Annotated in this window: 13 protein-coding genes; 4 read left to right on the top strand and 9 right to left on the bottom strand. The window is 55.8% G+C overall.

What is annotated here, in order from left to right; all coding sequences use genetic code 11:
• The first annotated feature begins 29 nt into the window (after positions 1–29).
• Positions 30–941, top strand: coding sequence for a recombination-associated protein RdgC (gene rdgC, locus HEP82_RS11025; protein WP_192458125.1), 912 nt, complete (start codon positions 30–32; stop codon positions 939–941).
• A gap of 47 nt (positions 942–988) precedes the next feature.
• Here rdgC and HEP82_RS11020 read toward each other — a convergent pair whose 3' ends face one another.
• The 7 genes from HEP82_RS11020 to HEP82_RS10990 all read right to left on the bottom strand — a co-directional run bounded on the left by HEP82_RS11020 (position 989) and on the right by HEP82_RS10990 (position 8750).
• Positions 989–2779: a methyl-accepting chemotaxis protein gene (locus HEP82_RS11020; RefSeq protein ID WP_192458124.1), complete on the bottom strand. Its 1791-nt coding sequence runs from the start codon at positions 2777–2779 to the stop codon at positions 989–991.
• Between the two features lie 539 nt (positions 2780–3318).
• On the bottom strand, positions 3319–3603 hold the full coding sequence (gene ppnP, locus HEP82_RS11015) for a pyrimidine/purine nucleoside phosphorylase (RefSeq protein WP_192458123.1): 285 nt from the start codon (positions 3601–3603) through the stop codon (positions 3319–3321).
• A gap of 76 nt (positions 3604–3679) precedes the next feature.
• Complete coding sequence (gene aroL, locus HEP82_RS11010) at positions 3680–4201, bottom strand: shikimate kinase AroL (protein ID WP_015854600.1); 522 nt, start codon at positions 4199–4201, stop codon at positions 3680–3682.
• Positions 4198–4500: a hypothetical protein gene (locus HEP82_RS11005; protein ID WP_192458122.1), complete on the bottom strand. Its 303-nt coding sequence runs from the start codon at positions 4498–4500 to the stop codon at positions 4198–4200. The genes aroL and HEP82_RS11005 overlap by 4 nt, the downstream gene beginning before the upstream one ends.
• A 119-nt stretch (positions 4501–4619) precedes the next feature.
• Complete coding sequence (locus HEP82_RS11000; protein WP_192458121.1) at positions 4620–5666, bottom strand: type II asparaginase; 1047 nt, start codon at positions 5664–5666, stop codon at positions 4620–4622.
• Positions 5667–5840: 174 nt separating this feature from the next.
• Entirely contained in the window at positions 5841–7502 is a 1662-nt protein-coding gene (locus HEP82_RS10995) for a multidrug ABC transporter permease/ATP-binding protein (protein WP_192458120.1), read from the bottom strand.
• Positions 7503–7646: 144 nt separating this feature from the next.
• Complete coding sequence (locus HEP82_RS10990) at positions 7647–8750, bottom strand: 5-methyltetrahydropteroyltriglutamate--homocysteine S-methyltransferase (RefSeq protein WP_192458119.1); 1104 nt, start codon at positions 8748–8750, stop codon at positions 7647–7649.
• Between the two features lie 554 nt (positions 8751–9304).
• Between HEP82_RS10990 and HEP82_RS10985 the strand changes: the two genes are divergently transcribed.
• Entirely contained in the window at positions 9305–9976 is a 672-nt protein-coding gene (locus HEP82_RS10985) for an HAD family hydrolase (RefSeq protein ID WP_192458170.1), read from the top strand.
• Between the two features lie 5 nt (positions 9977–9981).
• Here HEP82_RS10985 and HEP82_RS10980 read toward each other — a convergent pair whose 3' ends face one another.
• Positions 9982–10911: a LysR family transcriptional regulator gene (locus tag HEP82_RS10980; protein ID WP_192458118.1), complete on the bottom strand. Its 930-nt coding sequence runs from the start codon at positions 10909–10911 to the stop codon at positions 9982–9984.
• A 140-nt stretch (positions 10912–11051) separates the two neighbouring features.
• Between HEP82_RS10980 and HEP82_RS10975 the strand changes: the two genes are divergently transcribed.
• Both HEP82_RS10975 and HEP82_RS10970 read left to right on the top strand, forming a co-directional pair.
• The gene (locus tag HEP82_RS10975; protein ID WP_192458117.1) at positions 11052–12479 is read left to right on the top strand and encodes a M20 family metallopeptidase; all 1428 of its coding nucleotides are present in this window, start codon (positions 11052–11054) and stop codon (positions 12477–12479) included.
• Positions 12476–13753 carry an MFS transporter gene (locus HEP82_RS10970; RefSeq protein WP_192458116.1) on the top strand — a complete coding sequence of 426 codons (1278 nt, stop codon included), beginning with the start codon at positions 12476–12478 and terminating at the stop codon, positions 13751–13753. Before HEP82_RS10975 ends, HEP82_RS10970 begins: the two co-directional genes overlap by 4 nt.
• Before the next feature lie 74 nt (positions 13754–13827).
• Here the strand turns inward: HEP82_RS10970 and HEP82_RS10965 are convergent, their stop codons facing one another.
• The gene (locus HEP82_RS10965; protein ID WP_192458115.1) at positions 13828–14364 is read right to left on the bottom strand and encodes a GNAT family N-acetyltransferase; all 537 of its coding nucleotides are present in this window, start codon (positions 14362–14364) and stop codon (positions 13828–13830) included.
• Positions 14365–14522: the final 158 nt, after the last annotated feature.

Genomic DNA, 14522 nt, shown 5'->3' with positions numbered 1-14522 from the left:
TGCGCCGTGCGACAGTCAGGAACAACACAATGCTGTGGTTTAAAAATTTGATGATTTATCGCCTGAGCCGCGATATCAGCCTCTCGGCGGATGCCATGGAATCCCAACTGGCCACCTTCGCCTTCACCCCATGCGGCAGTCAGGACATGGCCAAAACCGGTTGGGTCTCCCCTATGGGAGCACATGGCAACGCATTAACCCATGTCGTCAACGGACAGATCCTGATCTGCGCACGCAAAGAAGAAAAAATGCTGCCCTCGCCGGTCATCAAGCAGGCGCTGCAGGCGAAGATAGAAAAACTGGAAGGCGAACAGCATCGAAAACTGAAAAAAACCGAGAAGGACGCGCTGAAAGACGAAGTCGTTCACAGTTTGCTGCCGCGCGCTTTTAGCCGTTTTAGCCAGGTCTGGCTGTGGATTGATACCCAGAGCGGCTTGATTATGGTGGATTCCGCCAGTGCCAAAAAAGCCGAAGATACGCTGGCGTTGCTGCGTAAAACATTAGGATCGCTGCCGGTCGTTCCGCTCACCATGGAAAACCCGATCGAACTGACGCTGACCGAGTGGGTTCGCTCCGGCGACACGCCCGCCGGCTTTGCCTTGCAGGATGAAGCCGAACTGAAGGCGCTGCTGGAAGACGGCGGCGTCATCCGTTGCAAAAAGCAAGCGCTGGTTAGCGACGAAATTGCCACCCACATTGAAGCCGGCAAGATGGTGACGAAACTGGCGCTGGACTGGCAGGAACGGGTGCAACTGGTTCTGGCGGACGATGGTTCGCTTAAACGGCTAAAATTCGCCGAGGTCTTGAAAGAACAAAATGACGATATCGATCGCGAAGACGTCGCCCAGCGATTTGATGCCGATTTTTCGTTGATGACCGGTGAACTGGCGGCGTTGATCGCCAACCTGACTGAGGCGTTGGGCGGGGAAGCACAGCGCTGACCTGCCAAAAAGTAGAGCGTGCCGCCTGATGGCGACACGCTCGCGGATTACAGCTTGAAGTGGCCGATTGACGAGTGCAGCTCTTCCGTTTGTTCTTGCAACGAAGCGAAAGCAGAGGCGGATTCCTGCACCAGTGCCGCGTTCTGCTGCACCATAGAATCCAACTGCGCCACCGCCTTGTTGATCTCCTGAATACCGCGCATCTGCTCTTCCGAAGCATGGGTAATCTCAGACATTACCGACGTCACCGTTGATACCCCGGTAACTATTTCATGCATGGTGTTGCCGGCCTGACGCACCTGCTGGGAACCCGCGCTCACACTCTCAACCGTAGATTCGATCAGTTCCTTGATCTCTCTCGCCGCCTGAGCGCTACGCTGTGCCAGCGCACGTACTTCGCCCGCCACCACAGCGAAACCGCGCCCCTGTTCGCCGGCACGCGCGGCTTCCACCGCAGCATTCAACGCCAGAATATTGGTCTGGAACGCAATGCCATCAATCACGCCGATGATATCGCCGATCTTGCCGGAGGCGACCTCGATCTCCTCCATCGTCACCACCACTTCGGAAACTACTTTGCCGCCCGCGCCGGCATCATCCGCCAGCGCCAACGCCCGATCATTCACTTGGCGCGCCGCACCGGCCGATTGCGTTACCGTCGCGGAAATTTCCTCCAGCGCGGCAGCCGTCTGTTGCAGACTGGCAGCCGCCGCTTCGGTTCGGGACGACAAGTCGTTATTACCGGAAGCGATTTCACCGGTCGCCGACTGTAGCGAGGTGCTGATGTCGCGGATCTGCAGCATGATCATGCTGAGCTTGTCGATGAATGTATTGAAAGAGCGAGCGATCTGCGCCACTTCGTCATGCCCTTCATCCGGCAGACGCTGGGTCAGATCGTTAGTACCATGACTGATATCGTCCATCGCATCACGAATCTGCATCAGTCGCTTGAGCGATGCGTTGATCAACGTCCCGACAATCGCCGACCCCAGCAATGCAATAATGATCAGCGTCACCACGGAGGTCCACAGCAAAGAACGCATACCCGCCGTCGCTTCGGACTTGTCCAGCGCCACCAGCACGTACCAGTCCGTACCTTTTACCTGTTGCGCCCGAACCAGCATATCGCGCCCGCTGATGACCTGGCTGCGTGGGTGTTCGGATTTCAGCACCGCCGGTAAATCGATATCCGGAGCGATGCCGGAAAATTTTTTCAGCGTCAGAGAGGCATCCGGGTGCGCGATAATGGTGCCGTCGGCCTGCACCAACAACCCGTAGCTTGCAGGCGTTGGATGAATCGCCTTCACGTTGGCGATCACGCTTTCCATGGTCACATCGCTACCCAGTACCCCTTTCGTCTGGCCGCCGTCCAGCACGGGAGCGACAAACGACACCACAATGGTATTGGTGGCCATATCCAGATACGGCGCGGTCGCGATAGGTTTACCTTCACGCACGGCCTGCTGGTACCACGGACGGACTGTGGGGTCATAATTGGCGGGAATGCCGCCGGGGTCAGAAAATTTGGCCGTATGATTGGCGTATCCCATGTAAACATTGATGAAATTGCCGGCGGCAGCCATCTGTTTAAACACGGGGATAGGATCATCGTTGGTCAATACCGCTTGGTTCAGAGAGGAGATCATCTGTTTCTTCGCCGCCACCCAATCACTGATGGCGAGACTGTGGCTGGAAGTGACTGCAGCCAACAGATTATCAATGGATTCATCGTTATATTTATCTGTTACTCGATAGTTGAAGAAGGTATTAATTATCAAAGAGAAAATAATGATACTGGTGCATACCGCCAGTATTCGTGCGCGAGTCGTCTTAAGCATAATAACCACTTATTATTTGTACTATGTTGAAACAAGATATATTGACGGTTGTTCTATCCTTGAGGTGTATCCCATTGTCCAGGGAGCGACATACAGTTATATCCACTACCTGTAACGAGGAGATAGCCCTAAACCATCGTAAAAATGCAAATAAGCAGACAGAAAATACAACGACTTTCCTCAGATTTACAGCGTTATCTTTAAAATAAAGAAATAAGAAAAAATTATTGATACAGAATAACAAGCGATTATTTCAGACTGAAAATAATTAAGATCAGTCGTCTGCAGGATTGCTCGAAGAGAAAACGTTACCCTGTTTCGACTGAATGATTACCGTGTAAAAATAATTACGGGATGAAATAAACAAAATGACTCACTCAACGATATTCCACCATTATTTACATCGCTGCCGGTCTTAAATAATAGAGGCACGACCAGGTTAATGACGTTAAGCCCAAACAAGGCATGGTGAAACACGAGTCAGGAAAGGGTCCGGCGGCGTCCCCCGGCGGGCAACCTAGGGACGCCGTCAGACTGTATTACAGATAACGGCAGAGGTAAGAGGTGGGTTCCGCGACTTTCAGATCGAACTTACTGTTTTCAGGCACATTGAAAACCGCGCCCGGCCCAAATACCTGCCACTCGCTGGCGCCCGTCAGCAGGACTGTCAGCGAGCCGCTGACGACCGTCATCTCTTCGGCCTGAGCCGTGCCAAACGTATACTCGCCGGCTTCCATTACCCCTACGCTGGCGCGGCCGATACTGCTGCCGTCAAAACCGATAGACTTTACTTTACCTGAAAAATATTCATTTACATTCAGCATAACGTACAACCCTTTCTGTCTAAAAAATCCGTCAATTATCGTCGAGCACACGCCAAAACACCGACACATCGCCACATCATGCGGCAGGCTGACGCAGCCATTGCAGCAGTTCGGTCACGATCATTTGCGGGGAACGAGTCGCGTCGACCACATGATGCGCCACGGCCTGATACAGCGCCTCGCGCTCAGCCAGCACGGCGGCGACCTCTTCCGAGATCGGACGCCCGGTCAGCGTCGGACGCTGATGTGCCTCGGGACTAGCCTCCAGGCGATGGGCCAACTCCGCAACGGGCGCTAGCAGATAAATCACTGTCCCCTCGTCATGCATGAAACGGCGGTTCTGCTCCAGCAACACCATACCGCCGCCGGTCGCAATAACCCGATTCGGCCGGCTCACCCGTTGCAACGCTTCGCTTTCACGACGGCGAAACCCGGGCCATCCTTCCGAAGTCACGACATCCGCCACTGTCATGCCGCTGGTTTCCTGCATAAAAATATCGGTGTCGACAAACTCATAACCCAGCGCTTGCGCCAGCTTGCCGCCGACAGTGGTTTTTCCGCACCCTCTGGCACCAACCATGAAAATGGGTTGTGTCATGTAACGACGTATCCTTCTTTATTTCCCAGGCGTACCGCCACGACCCACGCAGCAGGCACAACCTGACGCACCAAGAGCAGAATCATACAGGCAAAAATTGCCATTAAGGAAGCTTCTGGCTCCGGCTGGCCGAGGAAAGCCACTTCGCGCCATGATTCCAGCAATATGCAGCACAATTTTCCGTTGTTCGGCGTAAGCTCGGCCAATCTAGCCACAAACGGCAAGGGAAACAGTATGGAGCGAGATACCCCGACACGACAGGGCACATCGCGGGGAATGACATCGTGGGGAAGCAACATTGTAGGGAAACAACAACCCGCGATGCGGACAGAGGCCAGACACCTGACTCTTCGCTACAGCCGGGAAACCGCCGTCGTCGGCAGCTTCCCGGCAGGGTCAGAAATACAACGAGACGAAATCAGTAGCGATGAAAATACTGCTGAATCTCCGCAGGCGCCGTCGTGCGAGTCAGGGCCAGCATCAACAGGATGCGGGCATGAGCCGGATTAAGCGAATCGGCCGTCAGCCCAGGTAATGCGTCGTCCGGCGGCACAATGCCATTGCCCGTGCGGCTTGAGCGAACCACAATCACGCCCTGTTTTTCAGCGTTGCGCATACCGGCTTCCCCCCGTACCGATACAGACCCAGCGCCCATACCGGCATACACGATGCCCTTGACGCCATGACTGATCGCCGCGTCATACAGGTATTCAGGGTCATCCTGATACCCATAGATGATGTCGACTTTCGGCAGGGTTTTCAGGCCGCTCACGTCAAACACCGAATGCGTGGTATGCAGCTTGTCGATACGGTTCTGGTAGTAAATGCGATTGCCGATCGCAACACCCAGATAGCCTTCTTCGGTGGCGCGAAACGTGTCCAGCGTAGAAGCGTTGGTCTTGGTGATATAGCGCGCAGAACCGATACGATCGTTCAGCACCACCATCACACCGCGTCCGCGAGACTGACTATCGCCGGCCACCCGCACCGCCGTCAGCAGATTCATCGGCCCATCGGCACTGATGGCTGTCGCCGGACGCATGGCGGCGGCAAACACCACCGGCTTATCGCTCTTTACCGTTAAATGAAGAAAATAAGCCGACTCCTCCACTGTATCCGTTCCATGCGTAATGACCACGCCATCCACATCATTCTGCGCCAGCAGCGCGTTAACACGCTGGCTCAGTCGGAGCACCAGATCGCCGGTCATATTCTCGCTGGCGATATTGGCAAACTGCTCGCCTTTGACATTGGCAATCGCCGTCAATTCCGGCACCGCTTTAATCAGAGTATCCACCCCCAGCGCACCTGCCTTGTAACCGGTCGTTTGCGTGTTGGCGGCGGCAGACCCGGCGATGGTGCCGCCGGTCGCCAGAATGACGATGTTCGGCAGCCTCTCCGCTGCATTGGCCGTGAATACCACACAAAAAATGAAAAACAGGAAAGGTTTGAGCCATCTTTCCATAACAGACTCCCTTCTTATTATTCGGGTTTAGGACGGCAAACAAGATATTTACACCTGTCTGCCCGCTTTTATTGGAAAATAATCCTTGATACCGACACAGAGCCGACATCGGCACCTATCTTGCAGTAAGTGTGGATGGCTGTATATCCGAGGATGGCAATCTAGCGAATCCCGTCACTGAATGGATGAAATCATCCGACTCTGGTTTACACGCGCAATAGCATCACGGCTGGCGTCCAACCGCGCATCACCGGTCAGCTCCGTGAGCGTACCGGCGCGCATCTCCAGCAACCGGTCGGCCTGCTCGAAATAGTGATCGTCATGGCTGATGGCAATAATGGTTTTTCCCTCCGCCCGTAACTGTGGCAATAACATCTGATAGAACACACGCCGGAATTGGGGATCCTGATCGGCGGCCCATTCATCCAACAGCAGAATGTCCCGCTGCTCTGCCACCGCCAGCAACAAAGCCACACGCTTGCGTTGCCCCTGGGACAACGACAAATTGCGAACCTGAAAATCGGCAATATCCAGTTTACGGCGCATATCCAGGCGCTCCAGCCAGTCGGCCAGCAGTTGGTTATCCGGCTCGCCGCCTTGCGGGCCCATCAGGTAATCAAACAGATGAAAATCGGTGAATACCGCAGAGAACAGCGCCTGATAATGCGCCGGCGCCACAGGCTGGCTATCCACCAGAATGTCGCCGGAGACCGGGATATAAAGCCCGGTCAGCAACATCGCCAGCGTAGATTTTCCGCTGCCATTGCCGCCGATAAGAAAGATCAGCTCACCACGCCGTATCGTCAGATTGACCGGGCCGACGTCAAACCCACGCTCGCCATAGTGAAAGCGGACATTTCGCAACTCAAGCGTTTGCCACCCCTGCGGCGCAACGGTCTCGGCAAAACCGGCGCTGAAATCCACCAGTTTGAGCCGCCGCAACGTTGCGAACGCGACCTGTGCGCTAGCCAGCGTGGGAAACGCACCGACCGCTTGCAACAACGGCGTGCGTAAAAACAGCAATACCAGAGAATAGGTAGCGGCGACCGCGTTATCCGCCCAGGAAAGGCGATTGGCCATGAAAAACACGGCGCCAATCGCCCCCAGCATCATGATATTGGCCCAATTGATGGCACTGAGGTGATAGGTATCGGCACGGATAATATGGTGGCGGTAATCGAGGGCATGACGCTGATAGTCCCGTTCATACAGGCGCTTTGCCCGGTCGCGATTGAGCATCAGCTCTTTTCCCCCTTCAATCACCCGCCGGTAATCCTCATGCAGCCGATCTTCCTCTTCGCGTACTCGACTGATATGGCGATAGACCCTCGCCACCAGCAAATACCCCCCCCAAATAGTGACGATGATCCAGACCAACGTCACCAACATCATCCGGGGCGACAGCCAAGCCAGGTACAACGCCGACCCCAGCGTCAGAATCACCCCCTGCAGCAGCTCCGGCAAACGCACAAAAGCAAACGTAATGGTGTGGATATCATTGGCTAAACTGGCCTGCAACTGTGCCGGGCCGATTTGCTGCAAACGCTCCAGCCCGGTATCCAAAATACGTTTGATCAGATCGCCGCGCAGGCGATAGATAAAATGGTGGCCGAGCATGGTCAGCGCCAATTGCGAAGCCAGCGTCACCGCCATCAGCAGGAGCAATAGACCGATAAAACCGGGCAGAACCTGCAGCGAGGGGTTAACCGTCTCGATCAGTTGCCGGTTGATAAAGGCGATTAAACCAATCCCCAGCGCCGCACTGGCGAGACTGAGTGCGATAACCGCCATAAACGGCCAGCGATACTGCCGGTAGACCAGGTGAAGTAATTCCATAACTGATGACTCTCCGCGATAAAAGGCGCAGCCAGTTTAATAAGCGGGAAAGCGATATCAAGAATTATTCTCACCTTTGAGAGGTAGGGGAAATACGCGAAACGGGCGCAGGAAGCCAAGCTATCTACGCCCGAATGACGCCGTTTAATCGGGAATGGTCCAGACCTGACGGGCAATACTCACGATATGGCGCAATTTGTCCCACTGCTGTTCCTCCGTCATATTCTGACCGTTGACGTGGCCGAACCCGCATTTAGGGCTGATGGCCAATTGTTGCAGCGGGACATATAACGATGCGGTATTAATCGCCATTTTGATAGATCGCGGCTCCTCCAGCTCGCTGTCATGGGGATCCACTAGGCCGAGCACCACCTTTTGGCGATGAACCTTGCGCAACGGTTCCAGCCCGGCGGGACGGCTGTCGTCGTAATCAAGAAACAGACTGTCCACGTTAGCGTTAGCCATGGCGTAGCCCAACACATCCAGCCCGGTATTGCACCCATGCCGAGCGGAGAAACGGCTGCGGCACAAATGCAGGCTGATATACATATCATCCGGACGCTGCTCCAGCGCGCGATTCAAGGTTCTGGTGCACAACGTCAGTAATTTTTCCGGCGCGATGCCGGATTCGCTTTCCCGCGCCAACATGTTTTCGTCGCACAGACAATGCCAGAACAGATCGTCCAGTTGCAGATAACGGCACCCCTGCTGGTAAAACGCGCGGATGGCTTTGCGATACACCTCGGCCAAATCGTCGCTGAACGCTTCCAACGATGAATAGAACCTACTTTGCCGGATACAAGAGTACATCAGCATATTGGGACTTGGCAGCGTCTGCTTGGCCAGCATGCGCGGGTCATCACCGATCGCCTGATGCAAAAACCGGTAATGGGCAAGAAACGGATGGGTATCCTCAAAATCCAGCCGACCATTGATGCAAATCCGGTACGGCGCGCCCCCTTCGTACGGTTCAGCTTCGCTTTTGCCGATGCCCTGAAGGTGTTCAAAAAAATCGACGTGCCAGTCATCCCGTCTTAATTCGCCGTCCGTAATGACCGTCAGACCGCAAGCTTTCTGACATGCCACGACGTTCAGCACTTCTTCATTTTCAATCTCGGTTAACCGGTCGCGGGAAATCACCCCTGCCCGCCAGTCGTGGCGAGCCTGCACCAGCCGTTGAGGCCGCAAAAAGCTGCCCACATGCTCGGCATGAAAGGGAGGATAAGGTTTTTTGATTGTACGTTGCATCAACGCGTCCTTTTAGTTAACAAACCACTGTCTGCGCCTCATGCGCATTTATTATTTTTTACGACTTTATGCTCAAACCGCCGCCGCATCCCACCGGGCGGGCGCTCGTCGCTTTCAAATTCATACAACAGCACACTGATAATGATGCAAATGCCAATCAACAAATAATCCATGCAAACTATTTGGCGACTATGTATTCCAGCCCAATCTTTTACTTCCTGAAAGGTCCTACTGGCAATACCTTCTCGCAAATGTCGGACTCCTCTGACCAGAAATACGCAATCACCGGCCAACAGAGAAACGTAATCGTTTTCGTCTGCGGATATCGTTATGATCTAACTCGTTATGCCCGTCAACCCGTAAATGACGGCTCATCGTTGTTTTCTATGCCATGCGGGAGTGCACCGCGCGATGACGAGCCGCATCGGGCGGCGGTTTTTCGCAAACCCACCGTTGTGGCCGGTCGGCTTATCACACGCCGGTCATGATTGACGACTATGCTGACGCCCCGTCAAGATGACGATTCAACCCGACACATCGCCCCGGAGAGCCCGATGGATTTAGCCCTGTTCGATTTGGATGAAACCCTGATTTGCGCCGACAGCACCGGCCTGTGGTTACGTTGGCTGGTGGCGCAGGAGGTCGCATCGCCTGCATTGCTGCAACAAGAACGCGAACTGATGAAGGCCTATTATCAGGGCACCATGTCGATGGATGCATACATGCAACTGACGCTGTCCCCGCTGGTAGGCGTTGCGGCGGATACAGTGGCAGGCTGGGCCGAACGTTTTATTCGTCAGGAAATTCTGCCGCGGGTCTACCCGCAAGCCAGAGAAGCCATGGCCTGGCACCGACAGCGGGGGGATATCATCGTGGTGATTTCCGCCTCCGGCGAGCATCTGGTTGCTCCCATTGCGCGCCATCTTGACGCGGATCTGGCGCTGGCGATCGGCGTCACCCTGGACGCACAACGTTTTACCGGCGCTATTCACGGCACACCGACCTACCGACAAGGCAAAGTCACCCGCGTTCAGGAATGGCTGGAAAGCCGACCCGGCGCACCGTTCCAACGCACGCACGGCTACAGCGATTCGATGAATGATCGGGCGCTGCTGGAATTCGTCGATCACGCCAGCGTTATCAACCCGGATGAAACACTCACCGTGCTGGCGCAAGAGCATGGCTGGCGCATCTGCCGCTGGCAGCCGTCGCGCCACCCAGACTAACGCGGTTACGACAACGACAGATCCGCCATTACCCGTTCATTTTCCTGGCTAAGCTCATCCGTCACAAAGTCAATAAAATGGTTGAGCGCCGCAGAGCGATGCTTGCCCGCCATGGTCTGGATCTGCAATGTACGTTGCGTCAGCGGATTGCGCAGCACCGGCTTCAACATCAACCCGTCCGCTTTCGCCCGGTAAAGTACGGAGAAATGGCTACAGGCCGTCACCGCATCCGGCGTCTGTAGCAGGAAATAATAGAGGGTGGAAAGGTTGTTGCAGCTCAGCACCGGCTCCAGAAACGTCCCACTCATCCGGCAGGTGAGATCGAACAATTGGCGGGTCGTGGTGCCTTGCTGCGGCAGCAACAGAGGGAAAGCCTGCAAATCCGCCATCTGGATATCCTGTTCTTGCGCCAGCGGATGTTCCGGGCGCATCAGCAACATGACCGAGGCGGGATAGGACGCCAACACTTCCACGCTCCGTTCCGGCGACAGACTGAACTGGAACGCCACATCGCATTCGCCGTTGCGTACCATTTCAGACACCTGCATTGCCGTGCCCACCTGCAAAAAGAATGTCACCGATGGATTGGTCTGACGAAACCGGGTCAACAGGCTAGGCAGCAGATCGAAAGCCATGCCATCGGTACAGGCAATCCGCAAAAATGCGCGCCGAACCGCTTTCAGCCCCTGGATCTCGGCGATGGCGTATTCCATGTCCATCATGCTTTTACGCACATGGTTTTCCAGAATCTGACCGGCGTCGGTCAATACCATGCCGCGAGCATGGCGCTCAAACAACGGCGCGCCAATCCGTTCCTCCAGCTTTTGAATCTGTCGGCTGATGGCCGATACCGCCACAAACAACTGCTGACTCGCCGCGCTCAACGAACCGGTATTGGCGACCGCCAAAAAGTATTTGATTTCACTGTTATGCATGACGCCCCTGCCGTTGCCTCGTTTCTGTGCACTCAAGCCTTATATTAAAAGCAAAGATCGATTGCAATTATTATTATTGCGGCAACGCTGCGCATGGTTTAGACCTGTAAGTACCATAACAACAGCAATACAGGCACAACATGACCGCAACACAGGTTGTCCAGCAGGCGCTGGACTATTTCAACAGTGGAAAACTCAAAGAGGTTCTGGCTCGCCGGGTAGCCATAGCCAGTGAAAGTCAACGCAACGATCGCGATGACGCCCTGCGGCAGTATCTCGACGACGAAATCGTACCGGCGCTGCAAGCGTTGGGGTTCGACCTTCGTAAAATCGACAACCCGCAAGCGGCCAACCGGCCGTTCCTGCTGGCCTCGCGCATTGAGGATCCGCAGTTGCCCACGTTGCTGTGCTACGGCCACGGCGACGTCGTTTTCGGCGACGACGAAAACTGGAGTGACGGGCTCTCGCCCTGGCAACTGGTGGAAAAGGATGGCCGCTGGTACGGCCGCGGTAGCGCCGACAACAAAGGCCAGCACACCATCAATCTGGCGGCGCTGGAGCAAGTCTTTCAGGCGCGGCAGGGCAAACTGGGCTTTAACTTCACGTGGATTTTTGAAATGGGGGAAGAGATCAGCTCCCCCGGTCTGGCTGACGTCTGTCGCGAATATGCCGACCTGCTGAAAGCCGACGTGTTCCTCGCTTCCGATGGCCCGAGGCTCAACGCGGAGCGGCCGACCCTGTTTCTCGGCTCGCGCGGCTGTGTCAATTTTCGCTTGACCCTCCATGCCCGCGACCGCGACTACCACTCCGGCAACTGGGGCGGATTGCTCAGTAATCCCGGCACTCAGTTGGCTAACGCCATTGCCAGCCTGGTCAATCAACATGGTCAGTTACAAGTCTCCGCACTTAAACCGCCGCGTCTGACGCCGGCGCTGCGCGATATCCTGAGCGACGTCACTCCCGGCGGCAACGCCGGCGACCCGGACATCGATCCGCAATGGGGCGAAAGCGGGCTTTCGCCGTCGGAACGGCTGTTTGGCTGGAATACACTGGAAGTGTTGTCGTTCCTGACCGGTAATCCACAACGCCCGATGAACGCCATTCCCGGACATGCCACAGCAGTTTGCCAGTTACGCTTTGTGGTCGGTACCGACTGGCGACAACTAGAGCGTCACCTGCGCGAACACTTGGACGCCCACGGCTTCAGTCAGGTCGTGATCAGCGAAGTCCGCGGCACACCGGCCACCCGGCTTGACCCAACCGACCCGCTGGTCGACTGGACGCTGGATTTGATGCAACAAAGTTGCGCGAAAAAACCGGCGCTGTTGCCCAATCTCGGCGGTTCGCTGCCCAATGACGTGTTCGCCGATATTCTGGGCCTGCCGACGCTCTGGATCCCCCACTCCTACCCGGCCTGCGGCCAGCATGCCGTGGATGAACACATGTTGGCGGATATCGCTCGTGAAGGGCTGCTGATCATGACCCGATGGTTTTGGGAATTTGGCGAACAAGGCGGCGAGATTCTGGCACGTCACCATGCGCATCGCACAGCAGGGGGGCGCCCATGAATACACTGACCACGGCGCTGGAGTCGCGAGCTCCGGCACGTCCGAGCTTGTACAAAACGCTGTTCGCTACCTGTATCGGTAACGCGCTGGAATGGTTCGATATCGCCGTATACGGCTTTTTCGCCAGTTATATCGCCAAGGCGTTCTTTCCCACGCAGGATCCAGTGGTGTCACTGTTGCTGGCGTTCGGCAGCTTTGGCCTGTCGTTTCTGATCCGTCCGTTGGGCGCCATCGTGCTGGGTGCCTACGCCGACCGGGCCGGGCGCAAGGCATCGCTGCTGTTATCCATCAGCCTGATGATGCTGGGCGGCGCCATCATCACCTTCATTCCGTCTTACGCCTCGATCGGCGTAGCGGCGCCGATACTGGTGATGTTGGCCCGTCTGATTCAGGGCTTTTCCGCCGGCGGCGAATTCGGTAGTTCAACCGCCTTTCTGGTAGAGCATTTTCCAGAGCGACGCGCTTTTATCGCCAGTTGGCAATTCGCCACCCAGGGCGCCAGCACGCTGATGGCCTCCGCCTTCGGTCTCGGTCTGTCGCAATGGCTGAGCGAAGCGCAGATTCAAGAATGGGGTTGGCGTATTCCTTTCGCCTTCGGCCTGCTGATTGGCCCTGTCGGGTTATACATTCGGCGTCATGTCCATGAGCCGGCGAACTTCGAACAGGCGGAAAAAAACCACGCACCGGTAAAAACGTTATTTACGCAACAGAAAGGACTGTTTTTTACCGCGATCGGTCTGATGGTGATCTCAACTGCCGTCAACTACATGCTGAACTACGTTCCCACCTACGCCACCAAAACACTGCACCTGCCTTCTAGCGCAGCGTTCAGCGCCACGCTGATTGCCGGCATCATCCTGACGGTAGTCACGCCGCTGATGGGCCTGTGGGCGGAGAAGATCGGGCGTCTGCCGCTGATGTGGGGCTCGCTGCTGTTATTGGCCGTCACCATCTATCCGGCATTCTGGTTGATGACCCAGCACCTTTCCGCACTCTCGCTGATTCTGGTGGTGGGCTGGATGGCGCTGCTCAAGTCGGTCTATTTCTCGACGGTACCGTCGATGATGGCGGATCTGTTCCCGGTATCGACTCGCGCCAGCGGTATGGCGATCAGCTATAACGTCGCGGTCACTGTTTTCGGCGGCTTTGCGCCGTTCATTTGCACGTTGTTGATTTCGTCCACCGGCAGCAACCTGGCACCGAGCTACTACTTGATGATCGTTTCCATCCTCAGCGTACTCGCCCTGAGGAAGGCTCAGCAACAGCATCGCTGATACCGCAAGGCCGTAACCGACCCCAGGTCACGACAGCCTTGACGGCGTCCGAACATAACCGGACGCCGTCAGGCTCATCGACCTTCCGGCGGCAGCGTGTTATCCCCTTCGCCCAATGCTCGCTGCATGATGACCGTATCGACCCAGCGGCCATGCTTCATACCAACGGAACGCAACGTCCCCACCATTTCAAACCCCAGCGACCGGTGAACCCCCAGCGAGGCCTGGTTGTCGCTATTACCGACCACCGCCACCACTTGCCGATACCCCAACTGCCTGACACGTTCGAGCGCCGCCTGTAACAAGCGTTTGCCCAGACCGCGCCCGGCGCACTCCGGCGCGAGATAGATAGAATCTTCCAGCGTAAAGCGATAGGCATAGCGGGGACGATAAGGGGAGAGATAGCAATATCCCAGCACATGGCCATGCTCTGTCGCAACCAGCCACGGCAAGCCCGCCTGTCGCACCTTATCCACCCGATGGGCCATTTCCTGTTCATCTGGAGGTTCGGTTTCGAAGGTCGCAATCCCATGCAGCACATGGTGGCGGTAGATTTGATAGATGGTCGCAATATGCTCAGCGCCAGCCTCTTCAATAACAATCGACGACATAATCGCTCCCGTCAGTAAGTCCATGTTACGCCATCGCACGACAACGTCCGGACAAGTATCAGACCCATAGCCTAAATCATCGGTTTAATGAGAGTCATACGAGTTACTTATCCATACCAGCAATACACGCATTGACAACAGCAATGCAGATGCATCGA

This window comes from Musicola keenii (genome assembly GCF_014855505.1).
GTDB classification, from domain to species: domain Bacteria; phylum Pseudomonadota; class Gammaproteobacteria; order Enterobacterales; family Enterobacteriaceae; genus Musicola; species Musicola paradisiaca.
Note: the sequence above shows the minus strand (reverse complement) of the source record. Positions and strands in the feature narration are given on the sequence as shown.